The organism is Exiguobacterium sp. FD-YE-25-4 (genome assembly GCF_057004685.1).
The window spans coordinates 1,350,163-1,365,025 of the sequence record NZ_CM168041.1; the positions used below are offsets into that span (position 1 = coordinate 1,350,163).

The following is a 14,863-nucleotide window of genomic DNA, read 5'->3' on the forward strand; positions in this document are numbered from 1 at the left end:
ATAATAAGATAAAGGGTGATATTGATGATCTGGTTCAATACAAAAGGATCCATCCCGGAAGGATGGCACGAATTGCAAGGGGAAGACGTCCTGCGTCCGAAGCAGTGGATGTTGTCATTTTTAGAACGAGCCGAGTCAAATGGCTACAGTGTCATTGAGCCACCGCTCGTGGAATATTATTCGCACTATCAAGACTTGGCCTTGTTCGATGAGTCGGCCTATTATCGTCTGTTCGGGAATGACGGCGAGTTGCTCGTCATGCGTCCGGACTATACGTTGCAAATCGCTCGGAAGCTCGCCGATGGTCATGAGCCGATGCGGGTCGCCTATGCCGGTGCCGTCTATCGGCGTACCCCGAAACATTCGGGTCAGCCGCATGAGCGTCAACAGCTCGGTCTCGAATGGATTGACGGGGACTCACCTGATATGGAGCTGATCGCATCGTTCCTCAGTATGACCGAGCGGGTGTTGCCGCAAGACGGGCTTCGGATTCAAGTCGGCTCGGCTGCCTTGGTCGCGGCCGTGGCGGAAGAGGCCGGGATCCCAGAGCGGACGCTCCGTCAATATTTGGCGCTCCGTAACTTGGAATCACTTCGTGACCTCGCTGATACGTACCAATACCCGTTAATCGCGAAGCTACCGTTCTTAATCGGTGATTCGGCACTCGCTGAACTACGAGAAGTCGCCGAGCCAGGGTTGACGGCTGCGATCAATGAAGTCGAGCGGGCGGTCGAACATTTACGCGCCATCGGTTTGAACGTATCGTACGACTTTGGACAGACCGGCGATTTTGATTATTATTCAGGATTGACGGTGACAGGAAGCATCGATGGACGGCGCGTCCTCTCGGGCGGTCGCTATGATTCGCTATATGGACATTTCGGCCAATCGCGACGGGCGTTCGGATTGTCGCTTGATTTAGAACAATTAGGTGAGGTGATTTTATGAAAGTGGCCATCGCGAAAGGACGCATTGAAAAAGCGGCCCGAGACTATTTCGAACAAGTCGGATTAACCGTCTGGCCCGAAAAACGCGGCCGGGAATTGACCGTCGAAGTCGACGGGCATGAGTTCATCTTCGTCAAAGGGGATGACGTCTATAAATATGTCATGCACGGCGCGGCTGATGTCGGCGTCGTCGGTGGCGACATCTTGCGAGAGAAGACGCCTGGCGTCCTCGAAGTCGTCGATTTGCCGTTCGGCCGTTGCCGGATGGCGGTCTGTGGACCGAAAGAACGAAAGAACGGGACGAAAAAATTGAAAGTCGCGAGCAAGTATCCGAATATCGCCATCTCTCACTTCGCTTCGAAGCGACAGAACGTCGAAGTGATTGCGTTGAACGGTTCGGTCGAACTCGCACCGCTCACGGGACTCGCCGATTGCATCGTTGATATCGTCGAGACGGGGGCGACGCTTCGTGCGAACGACCTCGAGGAATACGAAACGATTTTCACGGTGAACGCCAAGTTCATCACGAGTGAGACGGCGCTCGCCAACGATCCTGATGAATTGAAGGCTTGGATTCGTCGTTTAAGCAAGGAGGAAGCGAAATGAGCACGGAAACGAATCGGAGCCGGCGTGAAAGCTGGGCGGAAGCGGTTAAGCCAATTCTCGAGGCCGTGGAGTCGAACGGAGATGAGGCGCTCCTAGAGTTTACAAAGAAATTTGACGGTGTCGACGTAATCGAAACGGTCGACTTGACGGCCTTCACGCCACCTGAAGCTTACGGGGAGTTGACCGAGGCGTTGACGCTCGCCGCCGAACGCATTCGCACGTTCCACGAGCGTCAGCGTCGTCAAGACGACGCGTATGAAGATGGCATGTTCAGACTCGGACGTCGCTTCATGCCGCTCGACTCGGTCGGCGTGTACGTACCGGGTGGGACGGCCGTCTATCCCTCGAGCGTATTGATGAACATCATCCCGGCGAAAGTGGCCGGTGTGAAACGGATCGTCATGGTGACGCCGCCAAAACCAGATGGCATCGACTTGTCGCTATTGATTGCGGCAAAAATCGCAGGGGCAGATGAGTGTCATCTCGTCGGCGGGGCACAAGCCGTGGCCGCGCTTGCGTTTGGCACCGAGACGATTCAACCGGTCGACAAGATTGTCGGACCTGGTAACGCCTATGTCGCGACTGCAAAATCGCTCGTCTCCCACATCGTCGGCATCGACTCGGTCGCTGGACCGTCTGAAGTACTCATCATCGCCGATGCGACGGCTAATCCGAAATGGGTCGCCGCCGACTTGCTCGCCCAAGCCGAACATGACGTTGAAGCGACGGCACTCGCTCTCGTCACGTCAGACGAGTTGGCCGAACGGATCGAACAGGAATTGGCACGCCAGCTGGCCGAGCTACCACGCCGTGACATTGCGGTCGAGGCATTGAAACGAGGCGGGGTACGCATCATGTCGAGCGAACGTGCAATCGAAGTCGCCAACGAGATGGCAGCCGAGCACGTGCAACTTGCCGTCTCCGACCCGGAAACCTATATGCAAGCCATCCGTCACGGTGGTTCGTTCTTCCTCGGTCATGAAGCCGCGGAAGCGTTTGGCGATTACATCGCTGGACCGAACCACGTCTTGCCGACGAGCGGGACGGCACGTTTCTCGAGCGGGCTCTCGGTCGATGATTTTTACCGACGCCAGACGTTCCTTCAGATGACGGAGCTCGATGAACGTGTCACACGCGCCGCGATTCGCATCGCGCAACAAGAACAACTTGACGGCCACGCCCGAGCGATGGCGGTTCGATTGGAGGACGTATGAGACAGAACTATGAGACGATTCCCCGCTACGTCCCGCAGGCGGTCAAAGGACATGCGTTGAATCAAAACGAGAGCCAATATGAGTTCCCAGAGCGGTTAAAGACGGCAATCCGAGAGCTTCCGCTCGATTTGAGCCATTATCCGGTCGATGAGTTGGCAGCGCTGAAACAAAGTTATGCGACATATGCTGGTGTGGATCCGCAACAACTCATGGTCGGGAGCGGTAGCGATGAATTGCTCGCGATTCTTTGTCAGGCAATCCTTGACGCCGATGACGTCGCCGCCGCCCCGATTCCCGATTTTTCGATGTACGGCATTTATACGCATATTGCTCGCGGGAATTTTGTGCAGCCGGATGCGGACGGATTGTCGTTCGAGGCGCTTATGCAAACGATTGAGGCGGAACGGCCGAAACTCGTGCTCGTGTCGAACCCGAACAATCCGACCGGAAAGATGTGGACGCTCGATGAACTCGAAACGGTCGCCAGCCGTGTTCCATATCTCGTCGTGGACGAGGCATATATCGATTTCACGATGGAAGATTCATTCAAAGACCGACTCGCGGACCACGCGAACGTCATCATTCTCCGTACGCTATCGAAAGCGTTCGGGCTCGCGAATCTGCGCATCGGTTTCATGATTGCCGACGAGCGCTTAATCGAGAAGATTGATCGGTTCCGTTCGCCATTCAACGTGAGCGGGCTGAGCGCGGCCGTGGCGACGGTCGTGTTGAACGACTCCGAATATATCGATGAGTCGATCAGCTTCCATCAAACGCAACGACAAAAGCTTGAAACGTTGCTCGCACCGATTGGAAACGTCTTACCGAGCCGTGCCAATTTCCTATACGTCAAAACACCGGACAGCGAAGCTTGGGCCGCCCGTTTCTTAGAAAAGGATGTCCATGTTCGCGCGTTCGCAGACGGGATTCGTGTCAGTGCCGGCACGGACGAGGCGTACCGCTTGCTTCAACAAACGATAGAAGAGGTGACTTCACTTGAGAACAGCTGAGACGAAACGAGAGACAAAAGAGACGAACATCGAGCTCAAGCTTGATTTGAATGGGACAGGACAAAGTGGCATCAAGACAGGTGTCGGCTTCTTTGATCATATGCTGACACTGTTCGCGTTCCACAGCCAAATCGATTTGACGGTCCATGTCGAAGGGGATACGTGGGTCGACGCTCACCATACGGTCGAAGACGTCGGAATCGCCCTTGGGCAGATGATCAATCAAGCGCTCGGCGACAAAGTCGGCATTCGCCGCTATGGCACGAGTTATTTGCCGATGGACGAGACGCTCGCGCGTGCCGTCGTCGACGTATCGGGCCGTCCGTTCCTCGTCTACCGCGCCGATATTAAAAATCCGAAACTCGGAGACTTTGATACCGAGCTCGCCGAAGAATTTTTCCGGGCCGTGGCGATGAACGCCCGGTTGACACTGCACCTAGAGGTCCTCTACGGGTCGAACTCGCACCATATGATTGAAGGACTGTTCAAGGCGTTCGGTCGCGCCCTCGCTGAAGCGATCGGGCAAGACGGGTCGAATCGGCTCCCGTCGACGAAAGGACTGATCGAAGGATGAAAATCGCGGTCATCGATTATGGAATGGGTAACGTGTTCAACGTCGAACGGGCACTCCAAGCTATCGGCTGTTACGTCACCATCACGAACGATCCAGTGGAAATCGAGACGGCTGATGCCATCTTGTTACCTGGGGTCGGAGCGTTCCCGCAGGCGATGCAATCACTGAACGAGACGGGGCTGATCCCGCTATTGAAACGATCGGCGAATGAAAAGCCGTTCCTCGGCATCTGTCTCGGCATGCAGCTCTTGTTTGACTCGAGTATGGAAGGCGTGCCGACGGAGGGACTCGGTTTGATTGAAGGGCGCGTTGAGCGGATGCGGGCGAAACGTCTGCCACACGTCGGATGGAACTCGATTTTGCGCGACGAGGACGTCTATTTCGTCCACTCGTATCACGTCGTGACTGATCCAGTCCACGTGATCGCGTCTGCCGATTATATGGGTGAAACCGTGCCAGCCATCGTGCAAAAAGGACTCGTCACGGGGATGCAGTTTCATCCCGAGAAGAGCGGCGCGTTCGGATTACGTTTATTGACAGAATGGAAGGAGGCGGTCGAACGTGAGATTACTACCGGCCATTGATTTGATTGACGGAAAAATCGTCCGCTTGACGGAAGGCGATTTCAATACAGAAGAACAGTATGGCGACCCATACGAAAAATTGAAGGAATGGCGAGGGCGCGTTCCGATGCTTCACTTGATTGATCTCGAGGGAGCGAAAGCCGGCGAACCGAGACATCTTGATGTCGTCCGATTCGCTAAATCGTGCGGCTTCTTCGTCCAGACCGGCGGAGGCATTCGTTCCGAGGAAGCGCTCGATGCGGTCATGGCGACCGGCGCCGACCGGGTTTTGCTTGGGACAAAAGCGTTCACAGACCCGGATTTCTTGGGCCGGGCGCTCGCGAAGTACGGAAATCGTGTCGCCGTCGCCCTCGACGCCTATGATGGTATCGTCGCCGTCAACGGTTGGCAAGAAGCGACCGACTTAAAAGATATCGATGCCGCGAAAGAACTCGTCGACCGTGGGGTCAAGACGATTCTCTATACGGATATCGGTTCGGACGGGAAATTGAACGGACCGAACCTTGAGCGGATGAAGGCGCTCCGTGAGGCTGTTTCGGTCACGATCATTGCCTCGGGTGGCGTGACGACCGAGGCTGACGTCGAGGCGCTTCAAGCGGCCGGCATCGACGAGGCGGTCGTCGGGAAGGCACTACTCTCCGGACAAGTCAGTCTCGATGACTTGATCGAGTGGGAGGCGCGCCATGCTTAAACGTCGCATCATTCCGTGTCTTGATGTGAAAGACGGTCGTGTCGTCAAAGGGATCGAGTTTGTCGCGTTACGTGACATCGGCGACCCCGTCGAGATTGCCAAGTATTATGACGCCTCCGGTGCGGATGAGCTCGTGTTTCTCGATATCACTGCGAGTACGGAACGCCGCCAGACGATGCTTGACGTCGTCAGTGCCGTCGCCCGGAAAGTGTTCATTCCGCTCACGGTCGGTGGCGGCATCCGGTCACTTGAGGATATTTCCTCGCTCTTAAAAGCTGGGGCCGATAAAGTGTCGCTCAACACGCTCGCCGTCGAATCACCCGATTTGATTAAACGAGCGGCCGAGCGGTTCGGGTCACAATGTATCGTCATCGCCATCGACGTCAAGTTCGAGGACGACGATTACTTCGTCTATACGTATGGCGGGAAGAACCGGACCGAGTTGCGGGCCGTCGATTGGGCAAAGCAAGTGGCCGCACTTGGGGCGGGTGAACTGCTCGTCACGTCGATGAATCAGGACGGAAAGCAGAGCGGCTACGATTTGCGAATCCTTGATTTGCTCCGGGACGCCGTCGATATCCCGATTATCGCCTCTGGCGGTGCCGGGAACGCGAATCACGTCGTCGACGCGCTCGAGAAGGTCGATGCGGCGCTACTCGCCTCGATTTTGCATGACCGGAAAACGACAGTGGAAGAGGTGAAACACGTATGCAGCGAGCACAACTTGCCGATGCGGTTCGTTACGACGAAAACGGATTGATTTCAGCCATCATCGTGTCGACAGAGGACGACGCCGTCCTCATGTTAGGCTACATGAACGACGAGGCGATTCAGAAGACGCTCGAGACGAACACGGTCACGTTCTGGTCACGTTCAAAAGGGCGACTTTGGATGAAAGGGGAATCGAGCGGGAATACGCTCGAGCTCGAAAGCATCCACGTCGATTGTGATCAAGACGCGTTGTTGGTCCGTGTCCGTGCCAATGGGCCGACGTGCCATACGGGAAATCGAAGCTGCTTTTTCACGGAGGTGGAAGGATGATTCACGAATTAGAGAAGTTGATTCAAGAACGACAGGCGTCACCGAAAGAAGGGTCGTATACGTCTTATCTATTCGACCAAGGTGTTGACAAGATTGCCAAGAAGTTTGGGGAAGAGTCGTTCGAGGTCGTCATCGCGGCGCTGAACGATGAAGATTTGGTCGAAGAGTCGGCCGATCTCTTGTACCACCTGCTCGTCTTGCTCGCCGCCAAAGGCGTGTCATTACAAGACGTTGAGGCGCTCCTCGCCAAACGGCACGGGACGACGACTCCGGCGAAACCACGCCGAGACGTCACCGACTGGTAACACAAAAAGGAACGAAGCCATTATCGGCTTCGTTCCTTTTGATTAGCGGTTGACCGAGGCGGCCATACGGATGTACGTATGGCGCCGTCCCCGAATCGCAATCGATAACGCCTGAATATTCTCTGGTGTGGCGATTCCGGACAGCCCAGCATCGCCGATATGGAAGATGTCCGTCCCACCGCGCTTCGAGGACAAGGCGATGTCACGAATCGTCGCTTCATCGGATCCTTCCTGTGAAGTGCCGATGGCGGCGACGACAAGTTTATCCAACGCCTGAATCTCGCGCGTGACTTCATAGAATTCATCTTCGCGGACGCCAGGAACGGTGCCGGGCGCTGGAATCAAGATGATGTCGGCCCCGGCCTCAGCGAAGCGGACATACGCCTCCTGGTCGAGTACACGGCCGACGCCGGCTTGATGCATTTTCCCGGCGATGATGACGCCCGCGAACTCTTGGCGGGCGTTGATGATGGCTTGCTCGATCGCCTCGTTCGTCACCCCGGTGTTCGGGTTTCCGGTCAGGCAGATGAAGTCGATCCCGAGCTCGGACGCTCTGGCGAACGCTTCCCGTGTCGCGAGCCGTCCTTGTTTCACATCATACATGTCCTCCGATTTCTCGGAAAAGTCGACCGGCTCGAGGTTGACCCCAATCGGCAAACCGACGAGCCGCTTCAATTCCATGATTGGATTGTCAGACATCGTCTCGCCCGGCATGTTTCCGAACAAGGCGTGGCTTTCGAGACCTTTTATGTACGGGTGGAACACGTCGAGCATGTTCAAAAGAATCATGTCGGCACCGAACGCCCGCGCGAGTTCGGCGTTCGTCACTTCCGGATAGAGTGGTTGTACGGTCGGGATGACTTCGGCGAGTACGGTCCGGCCTTCGGCTTTGCGAATCGATCCAATCAAATCCGAGCGGTTGAACGTCAAGAAATCACTGGCTCTACAGTCAAGAATTCGTTTCATCTGTCTATTCCTCCTCTAGTTCGTCATGTTCCTATTCCCCATTTCGCTAGAAATTCCTCTATAATGATGACAGAATAGGGGGAGATGCAGATGACTGAAAAAGAAAAGATGATTCGGGGCGAGCTTTACTTGGCCGGAGACGAGGAACTCGTCGCCGACCGGCGTCAGGCCCAGCGTTTGACGGAACGATTTAATCGATCCGGGATTGATGAACTCGACGACCGAAAAGCAGTGTTAGCGGAGCTATTCGGCTCGACCGGAAGTTCGTTTTATTTGGAGCCGACGTTCAAATGCGACTACGGTTATAACATTCATCTCGGAGAACGGTTCTTCGCTAACTTTGATTGCGTATTCCTCGACATCTGTCCGATCACATTCGGTGACGATTGCATGCTCGGTCCAGGTGTCCACGTCTATACAGCGACGCATCCGCTCGACCCGATCGAACGAATCTCGGGTCTTGAATACGGGAAACCGGTCACGGTCGGACATCGGGTATGGATCGGCGGCGGTGCCATTCTAAACCCAGGGGTGACAGTCGGGGACGATGCCGTCATCGCCTCTGGCGCCGTTGTGACGAAAGACGTGCCAGCCCGTGCCGTCGTCGGGGGCAATCCAGCAAAAGTGCTCAAGTTCATACCATGACGAAACGACCCGACGTGATGTCGGGTCGTTTGCTTATGCTGTCGGTTGTGACGCGAAGGTGACTAGTGCCTGACGTGTTGCTTCGAGAGCAGATTCATTGCCGAGCGTGATGCGAATCCCGTTCGGTTGTTTCGATGTGTGAACGCCATGCGCGACGAGGTGGGCCCAAACGGCCTCCGGCTCATCGAGCGTGACGTAAATGAAGTTCGCCTCGGCGGGATGGACGTGTCCGATGGTGGCGAACAAGTCGGTCCACTGTCCGCGCATGTCGGCGTGCCATGCGATGGCCTCATCGAGATACGTCGCATCTTGTAAGAACATGTTGGCGATTTTCGCGCTGACACCGCTAATGTTGAACGGCGGGACGAACTGACGGAAATAAGCGGCGAGTTCGGTCGTCGTGACCATGAAACCGAGGCGGACGTTGGCCAGGCCAAACGCCTTCGATAACGTCCGCAGTACAATCACATTCGCAAATGAATCAAGATGGGCCACCATGCTCGACGTCGGTGTGAAGTCGATATAGGCTTCGTCGACGATCAAGTACGGCACGAGTCCCGCGAGTTCGGCCAATTCAGCGACGCTCCACAATTTACCGGTCGGATTGTTCGGGTTCGACAACAGCAACAGCTTCGGTGTGTGTTGCGTGATCGCCTGGACGAGTGCGTCATACGACAGGTCATCGGCTTGCACGTGCCGGCCGTGCGCGATTGTCGTGAAGATCGGATAGAGTGCGAAATCCGGGCTCGGTGACAAGACGACGTCTTCCGGTGCCAACAGCGCCTGGGTGACGACGTGAATCATCTCGTCACTGCCGCAACCGACGAGCAATTGATTCGGCTCGACACCGGCGTAGGCCGCATAACGGGTGAACAACTCGTCAATCGGTTGGACCGGATACTCATGCAAGTCTTGGAACGAAATCGTCGCGAGCTGGTCATAGAGGCGGGACGGCACCGGGAACTGACTCTCGTTTTGATTCAAACGGTACCCGTCTGGATAGGTGACTGGATAAATCGGCAGCGAGACTGGTCTCATTCCGTCGGCTCCATCGAGAACCATTTTTTGGCGAGTTTGTCGATTTCACCTGAGTCAATCATCTTGTTCAACTCCTCGTTGAACTGATCGCGAAGGTCGTCCTCCAATTTAAAGGCGGCTGCTGAACCTTTCTCGCCATCTTCTTTCAAGGCGAACGTGTACAGTCCGGCATCTTGGTCCAAGTATTTTTGGGCGACCGTGTCCTCGATGACCATCGCGTCGATCCGACCCGTATTCAACTCTTGGACGATCTCTGGAATCTTGTTCAATGAGACGAGCTCTGCCTCCGGAGCTTGGTCTTTGGCGATGTTCTCTTGAATCGAAGCGGTTTGGACGCCGATTTTCTTGCCGGCGAGCGCCTCAATCGACTCGAGTGACTCATCTTTCGTCATGACTAAGTTCGTCGCCGACAAGTAGATATCCGAGAAGGCGGCATTTTCTTTCCGCTCTTCGGTCGGCGTCATACCGGCCATAACGAAGTCGACACGTCCGGCGTTTAGTGCCCCAAGCAGGCTGCCGAAGTCCATGTCTTCAATTTTGAGTTCGTAGCCGAGGCGTTCCGTGACGGTTTCGGCGATCTCGATATCAAATCCGACAATCTCATCCCCGTTCGCCGTATCGACAAACTCATACGGGAAGTAATCGGCGCTCGTCCCCATGACGAGTGTTTTTTTCTCTTCGCCCGTCGTCTCTTGGCTACATCCTGCTAGTAATGCACTTGCCACTAATCCCCCTGTAATGACCCACTTTTTCATGTATGAATTCCTCCTTCAAGATATGAGACTAAGTGTATATGTATGATTATTAATTGTAAAGCATAAAAATACAAAAAATGATTAAAAAAATGCATCCGGGAAAAAGTTTCAGGGTGCATCGAATCGTCAATCAATCGCCTGAAGATAGGCGATGACGTCCGGTAAATACGTCTCGAGCGGGCGATTTGTATCGATTGTAAGCGCATGCATATTCGGTGGTTTTTTACTGCTGGCGACGGTCCGATCGAAATTTTCTGGTGAGACGCTTCCGATTTGACTGAGCTTCCGGTCTCGCTCGCGCAACCGCCGATTGATTACATCGACGTCGTCGACGAGACACTCGACGTAACGATACGTGGCCCCGTTATTTGCCGCAATCGCCAAACCGCGGTCGATCATTACGTCATATAGACAAGGGCTATCTAGAATGACGTTCCGTCCTAAAGACAGATGGAACTCGACGAGCGCCCAATCGAGATCATAGGCGACTTTTCCGGCGAGCGCCGGGTCAAGCGGGTGTTGTGAAGTCGATTCAAGCAGTGCCGTCTTCGTGATATCATGATCGACGATGACCGCATCCAGCCGTCGGGCGATTTCCCGAGACAGCGTCGACTTACCTGATCCGGGGAACCCGGACATTTGAAGAAAGAACATGGAGTACCCTCACGTTTCGTTTGATTTCCCGCGGCTGAATCCGGCGAACAACCGGCCGCCGAACGGGGAGAGCGTCTCATCGACGTAACGGATGAGCGCGTCGGGTTCGTTCGTTTGATAATACGCCTCAAGGGCAGTGACGAGTTCTCGGGCTGCTTGCGCATCGTAGCGGTCGAGAGCGCGGTACGTCCATTTGGAAGATCCCGTCCATTGTCGATTCGTGCGCAGGATGAACTCGCAGACCAACGTGGCGAGAGTGCCCGCGATGAATAACCCTTCTGCCCGAGTGGTGCATCCAATCAAATCCTCGAGTGCATCGGTCAGGAAGTATCGCTTCATCTCGATCGTCTCGTCCGACCAAGCCTCGGGCCCGCTGTCGAGCAAGGCTCTCGCTTCACGCTTGATGTCTTCGACGATATTTGTGTCCTTCAAGATGATGCCTTCGGCGACCATTCTCGGCAACGACGGAATGGCACGTCGGCAATCCTGCTCGAAGAACGTCCGATACGACGTCAAGTTATGGGCGAACAGTTCGATGGGCCATCCGGACTCGATGAACGATTCCCGAAAAGACGAGCCGAGGGTGTCGTCGAAGATGATGATATCTAAATCCGACGTTGCGGTCGCCTCACCACGGACGACGCTCCCGGCGAGCAGTGCGGCCCGACAGTGGGAGAAACGCGTTGTGACGAACGTCTTCGCTGCTACGATTGGTTCAAGTTTAGGAATCATAGGTGTTGCTCCGTACCGACGCGCGTTATAAAGTCACGAACCTCTGTCCGTGAATGCAATATGATGACTTGTTTGTTATCAGGAAGGGCTTGCAATCGGTTGATCACAATCGGGCGTTGCGATTTCGGATAATCCCACACCCATTTCAAGAACTTCGGGTCAAACCGTTCCTCACAACCTGGGCCCATGTCCGGACGTGTCTTGCCACGATAGGAAAGCATGCGCTTCAAGACGCGATACGTACAAATAATCCTCGGCAAGTCGAGAAAAACAATCGTGTCGGCAGCATGAAGGCGCAAGTCGAGCGTGCCCCCGTAATTGCCGTCGATAATCCATGAATCGCGTCCAATCAATGCGGACTGCGTTTTAATTTGTTCTTGCCGTGTGGCGGGTGACCAATTTGGTTTCCATAGTAAGGCGTCTAAGTGATGGACGTCGATGCCGAGTTGGGTTCCCAACACGCGGGCGAGCGTCGATTTGCCCGAACCGCCTGAGCCGATGAGAAGTATTTTTTGCATCGAATACCACCTTTCAAATGTCAATCTTCATAAATTTACTGACGTCTGTGAAACCGAGTTGTTCATATAGTTGCATCGCCGTTTGATTGTGAGCATACACGTTCAGGCGCACATCAGTATGGCCCATCTGTTTGAACGTATCGAGTGCTTCTCGCATCAATAGTTTGGCATAGCCGTGACCGCGAAACGCGGGCTTGATATACAGGTCGTTCACCCAACCGACCTCTGCACCCGTCAAATAGTCGAATGCTTTATCGATTTGCGTCCAGCCGACGAGCGTCTCACCATCGACGAGACAGAGGAAATAGGCACCAAATTTCGCAGAGTGTTCGTACGCTTCAATCATCTTTTCCCGGCTATCAGCCGAGACGTGATTGGTTGCTTCTTCGCGGTTGACGCCTGCAAGACTATAAATTTCGGTCAGTTGTGATTCGGTTGCTCGTTGAAACGTGAGATTCATATCGATTCCGCCTTTGTTAGGAGTCTGTGGATTCAAGGATACGCCATTTTTCAATGACACCGTCCTCTTCGTATAGGACGCGTACTTCCATCTGGTTTAAAACGAGCCGTTGCTCGGTGGCGAAGAGCACAATCGGATAACCGGTCGATAGCGGTTCGTCCGCTTCGAACACGGGACTGTGCGCCTGCATGGCATAATAGCCGTCCGAACGCGTATTGGCCGCCCCTGCATCGACTTGAATCACCGTATCGAACCCTTGGAGTCGTAACACGTAACTATAAGTCGTGCGCGCCCCGCGTTCGAGTCGCCACTCCTCGATGATTGCCTCGCGGCCATCGTTCACTTCCTTGAGTAACACTTTTTGTGCCGTGTACTCGCGTTCATACGGAATCATCTCTTGAATATTCACAGCCGTCATCGTGGCCAATTTTTGTGATTCTTCCGATGGCGGGGTGATGAGAATGCCGATAAAAATTAAGATAGGGATGAGCAGATAAATGATGACCCGACTTCGCATATAGTTTCACCTGTCCTTTATCGATTTTTTTCGCCATCTTCTGGCAGAACCCTGCCTAAAGCTTGAAATATGTTGCCGAAACACGTCGAAACATCTCGGATACAAGGAACCCATGTATGATGAAGTCAGGAGGGGATGAGGAATGAGAATCGGGATTATCGGCGGTGGGATTGCCGGGTTGACGACCGGGGCGTTGGCAAGTCGGATTGGTCATGACGTGACGGTGTTTGAATCATCGCGGGAGTGGGGTGGTTGCGCCGGTAAGTTCGAGCGCGGTGACTACCGATTCCCAGCCGGGGCAACGCTCGGGATGGGATTTGAACCGGGCGGACTACACGAACGAGTGCTGACGTATTTGGGTGAGTCGATCGACGTTCGGGTGTTAGAGGAAGTGATGCAGATTCATGTGGACGGGAAAACGGTCCGCTATTATCAAGACCCGACTCGTTTTTTACTTGAACTTGAATCGACGTTTCCCGAACTCGCTCCGCGGATTCGTGCCTTCTTGAATGAAGTATGGACCGATTTTGAGACGATTCGTCCTTTGTTTGAGACGCTACCGGCGTTGCCGTTTCGAACGATTCATGACGCATCGGTTGCGATACGTGGTTTTCGACCGACGCAACTACGTGCGTTTCGGAAGTTATACCGGTCGCTCGGTACAACGTTAAAACGGCATCGATTGGACGGGACGGCGTTCGAACGGGTCATCGACGGGATTTTGCTCGATAGTCTTCAGACCGGAGCTCGCGAGGCGAGTCACTTGCTCGCGGCCGTCGCGTTATCGATTTACCACGAAGGGGCATTTTACGTCGATGGCGGCTTGTACACGCTCGCTCACGCCTTGGAGCGCTCGATTCAAAAAGACGGCGGACAAACCCTTCTCGGACGACAAATCGTCAAACTCGAGCGCGTGGCGGACGGTTGGCTCTTGACCGATCGGCGGGGCCGGCTCGACCTCGTCGATGTCGTCGTCTCCGCCATCCCGCTCGAGGCGACCGCTCAACTGCTGAGCGGAGATACGTCACGTCAATTCAGCAAGCAGTACGGGCGTCACTTAAAGCGCTCGCAATGGGGAACGTTCAGTCTGTACGTCACGTTACCTGAAGCGATATGCATGAACCGTCCGCTGTTCCAACAAGTGTATAGCGATGACTTACCGTCAGGACACGCCTTCATCTCGATGTCAGCCGCAGATGATTCGCTCCGGACCGAGCGGCCGGAACGGACCGTCACCGTCTCGACCCATATCGATTTGACAGAGTGGCAGGCTTGGAAAGACAAGGTGACGTATGAGAAACTAGAGACAGATTGGACCGAGCGTCTCGTCTCGGTTGTGAGTCGAGCGTTCCCGGACTGGAACGGCGAATCGTCTGTCATGTTGCCCGGGGGACCAGGGGCGTGGGTGAAATATACGAAACGTCCGCACGGCGCGGTCGGTGGTTATGCCCAAACACCGCAACAAGCTTTGTTCCATGCGGCGAGCTACCGGACAACCTTGCCGAACCTGTATGTCTGCGGGGATACAGTATTTCCGGGGGCAGGCACAATCGGGGCGATGACGAGCGGGCTTCATGTCGCTCGAGCGCTCGGTTCGAAGTTATGA

Annotated in this window: 18 protein-coding genes and 1 pseudogene; 11 read left to right on the top strand and 8 right to left on the bottom strand. The window is 54.7% G+C overall.

The features are described from left to right. Positions 1-24: 24 nt before the first annotated feature. The 9 genes and pseudogenes from AC13H5_RS06960 (at position 25) to hisIE (ending at position 6,972) form a co-directional block, all read left to right on the top strand. Entirely contained in the window at positions 25-948 is a 924-nt protein-coding gene (locus AC13H5_RS06960) for an ATP phosphoribosyltransferase regulatory subunit (RefSeq protein WP_483546497.1), read from the top strand. After that, on the top strand, positions 945-1,553 hold the full coding sequence (gene hisG, locus AC13H5_RS06965; RefSeq protein WP_034777382.1) for an ATP phosphoribosyltransferase: 609 nt from the start codon (positions 945-947) through the stop codon (positions 1,551-1,553). The genes AC13H5_RS06960 and hisG overlap by 4 nt, the downstream gene beginning before the upstream one ends. Continuing rightward, complete coding sequence (gene hisD, locus AC13H5_RS06970; RefSeq protein ID WP_483546498.1) at positions 1,550-2,767, top strand: histidinol dehydrogenase; 1,218 nt, start codon at positions 1,550-1,552, stop codon at positions 2,765-2,767. The genes hisG and hisD overlap by 4 nt, the downstream gene beginning before the upstream one ends. Further along, entirely contained in the window at positions 2,764-3,777 is a 1,014-nt protein-coding gene (locus AC13H5_RS06975) for a pyridoxal phosphate-dependent aminotransferase (protein ID WP_483546499.1), read from the top strand. Before hisD ends, AC13H5_RS06975 begins: the two co-directional genes overlap by 4 nt. Further along, complete coding sequence (gene hisB, locus AC13H5_RS06980) at positions 3,764-4,351, top strand: imidazoleglycerol-phosphate dehydratase HisB (RefSeq protein WP_483546500.1); 588 nt, start codon at positions 3,764-3,766, stop codon at positions 4,349-4,351. The genes AC13H5_RS06975 and hisB overlap by 14 nt, the downstream gene beginning before the upstream one ends. Continuing rightward, on the top strand, positions 4,348-4,935 hold the full coding sequence (gene hisH / locus AC13H5_RS06985) for an imidazole glycerol phosphate synthase subunit HisH (protein WP_483546501.1): 588 nt from the start codon (positions 4,348-4,350) through the stop codon (positions 4,933-4,935). Before hisB ends, hisH begins: the two co-directional genes overlap by 4 nt. Further along, complete coding sequence (gene hisA / locus AC13H5_RS06990; protein ID WP_483546502.1) at positions 4,913-5,626, top strand: 1-(5-phosphoribosyl)-5-[(5-phosphoribosylamino)methylideneamino]imidazole-4-carboxamide isomerase; 714 nt, start codon at positions 4,913-4,915, stop codon at positions 5,624-5,626. Before hisH ends, hisA begins: the two co-directional genes overlap by 23 nt. Continuing rightward, positions 5,619-6,386 carry an imidazole glycerol phosphate synthase subunit HisF gene (gene hisF, locus AC13H5_RS06995; RefSeq protein WP_034777390.1) on the top strand — a complete coding sequence of 256 codons (768 nt, stop codon included), beginning with the start codon at positions 5,619-5,621 and terminating at the stop codon, positions 6,384-6,386. Before hisA ends, hisF begins: the two co-directional genes overlap by 8 nt. Further along, positions 6,335-6,972: pseudogene (gene hisIE / locus AC13H5_RS07000) on the top strand (bifunctional phosphoribosyl-AMP cyclohydrolase/phosphoribosyl-ATP diphosphatase HisIE). Before hisF ends, hisIE begins: the two are co-directional and overlap by 52 nt. 42 nt (positions 6,973-7,014) lie before the next feature. On the opposite strand, the gene AC13H5_RS07005 reads toward hisIE, so the two are convergent. Beyond that, on the bottom strand, positions 7,015-7,938 hold the full coding sequence (locus AC13H5_RS07005; protein WP_214710292.1) for a DUF7916 family protein: 924 nt from the start codon (positions 7,936-7,938) through the stop codon (positions 7,015-7,017). A 90-nt stretch (positions 7,939-8,028) separates the two neighbouring features. Between AC13H5_RS07005 and AC13H5_RS07010 the strand changes: the two genes are divergently transcribed. Then, entirely contained in the window at positions 8,029-8,583 is a 555-nt protein-coding gene (locus tag AC13H5_RS07010) for a maltose acetyltransferase domain-containing protein (RefSeq protein WP_483546503.1), read from the top strand. Between the two features lie 33 nt (positions 8,584-8,616). On the opposite strand, the gene AC13H5_RS07015 is transcribed toward AC13H5_RS07010, so the two are convergent. From AC13H5_RS07015 to AC13H5_RS07045, 7 genes are all read right to left on the bottom strand, one after another. Then, complete coding sequence (locus AC13H5_RS07015) at positions 8,617-9,621, bottom strand: pyridoxal phosphate-dependent aminotransferase (protein WP_483546504.1); 1,005 nt, start codon at positions 9,619-9,621, stop codon at positions 8,617-8,619. After that, on the bottom strand, positions 9,618-10,376 hold the full coding sequence (locus AC13H5_RS07020) for a transporter substrate-binding domain-containing protein (RefSeq protein ID WP_034777396.1): 759 nt from the start codon (positions 10,374-10,376) through the stop codon (positions 9,618-9,620). Before AC13H5_RS07020 ends, AC13H5_RS07015 begins: the two co-directional genes overlap by 4 nt. A gap of 126 nt (positions 10,377-10,502) precedes the next feature. Then, positions 10,503-11,030 carry a P-loop nucleotide/nucleoside kinase family protein gene (locus tag AC13H5_RS07025; protein WP_214752811.1) on the bottom strand — a complete coding sequence of 176 codons (528 nt, stop codon included), beginning with the start codon at positions 11,028-11,030 and terminating at the stop codon, positions 10,503-10,505. 9 nt (positions 11,031-11,039) lie between these two features. Then, positions 11,040-11,762, bottom strand: a complete 723-nt coding sequence (locus tag AC13H5_RS07030; RefSeq protein WP_483546505.1) for a nucleotidyltransferase domain-containing protein — start codon at positions 11,760-11,762, stop codon at positions 11,040-11,042. Beyond that, positions 11,759-12,280 carry a DNA topology modulation protein gene (locus AC13H5_RS07035; RefSeq protein ID WP_214752815.1) on the bottom strand — a complete coding sequence of 174 codons (522 nt, stop codon included), beginning with the start codon at positions 12,278-12,280 and terminating at the stop codon, positions 11,759-11,761. Before AC13H5_RS07035 ends, AC13H5_RS07030 begins: the two co-directional genes overlap by 4 nt. A gap of 13 nt (positions 12,281-12,293) precedes the next feature. After that, complete coding sequence (locus AC13H5_RS07040) at positions 12,294-12,740, bottom strand: GNAT family N-acetyltransferase (protein ID WP_214710995.1); 447 nt, start codon at positions 12,738-12,740, stop codon at positions 12,294-12,296. Positions 12,741-12,756: 16 nt separating this feature from the next. Beyond that, entirely contained in the window at positions 12,757-13,257 is a 501-nt protein-coding gene (locus AC13H5_RS07045) for a hypothetical protein (RefSeq protein WP_214710996.1), read from the bottom strand. A gap of 142 nt (positions 13,258-13,399) precedes the next feature. Between AC13H5_RS07045 and AC13H5_RS07050 the strand changes: the two genes are divergently transcribed. Then, positions 13,400-14,863, top strand: coding sequence for a phytoene desaturase family protein (locus AC13H5_RS07050; RefSeq protein WP_483546506.1), 1,464 nt, complete (start codon positions 13,400-13,402; stop codon positions 14,861-14,863).

Bases quoted from the DNA above. Each gene is read 5' to 3' on its own strand.
- AC13H5_RS06960 (WP_483546497.1), top strand. From the start codon at position 25: ATGATCTGGTTCAATACAAAAGGATCCATCCCGGAAGGATGGCACGAA.
- hisG (WP_034777382.1), top strand. From the start codon at position 945: ATGAAAGTGGCCATCGCGAAAGGACGCATTGAAAAAGCGGCCCGAGAC.
- hisD (WP_483546498.1), top strand. From the start codon at position 1,550: ATGAGCACGGAAACGAATCGGAGCCGGCGTGAAAGCTGGGCGGAAGCG.
- AC13H5_RS06975 (WP_483546499.1), top strand. From the start codon at position 2,764: ATGAGACAGAACTATGAGACGATTCCCCGCTACGTCCCGCAGGCGGTC.
- hisH (WP_483546501.1), top strand. From the start codon at position 4,348: ATGAAAATCGCGGTCATCGATTATGGAATGGGTAACGTGTTCAACGTC.
- hisF (WP_034777390.1), top strand. From the start codon at position 5,619: ATGCTTAAACGTCGCATCATTCCGTGTCTTGATGTGAAAGACGGTCGT.
- AC13H5_RS07005 (WP_214710292.1), bottom strand. From the start codon at position 7,938: ATGAAACGAATTCTTGACTGTAGAGCCAGTGATTTCTTGACGTTCAAC.
- AC13H5_RS07010 (WP_483546503.1), top strand. From the start codon at position 8,029: ATGACTGAAAAAGAAAAGATGATTCGGGGCGAGCTTTACTTGGCCGGA.
- AC13H5_RS07015 (WP_483546504.1), bottom strand. From the start codon at position 9,621: ATGAGACCAGTCTCGCTGCCGATTTATCCAGTCACCTATCCAGACGGG.
- AC13H5_RS07020 (WP_034777396.1), bottom strand. From the start codon at position 10,376: ATGAAAAAGTGGGTCATTACAGGGGGATTAGTGGCAAGTGCATTACTA.
- AC13H5_RS07025 (WP_214752811.1), bottom strand. From the start codon at position 11,030: ATGTTCTTTCTTCAAATGTCCGGGTTCCCCGGATCAGGTAAGTCGACG.
- AC13H5_RS07030 (WP_483546505.1), bottom strand. From the start codon at position 11,762: ATGATTCCTAAACTTGAACCAATCGTAGCAGCGAAGACGTTCGTCACA.
- AC13H5_RS07035 (WP_214752815.1), bottom strand. From the start codon at position 12,280: ATGCAAAAAATACTTCTCATCGGCTCAGGCGGTTCGGGCAAATCGACG.
- AC13H5_RS07040 (WP_214710995.1), bottom strand. From the start codon at position 12,740: ATGAATCTCACGTTTCAACGAGCAACCGAATCACAACTGACCGAAATT.
- AC13H5_RS07045 (WP_214710996.1), bottom strand. From the start codon at position 13,257: ATGCGAAGTCGGGTCATCATTTATCTGCTCATCCCTATCTTAATTTTT.
- AC13H5_RS07050 (WP_483546506.1), top strand. From the start codon at position 13,400: ATGAGAATCGGGATTATCGGCGGTGGGATTGCCGGGTTGACGACCGGG.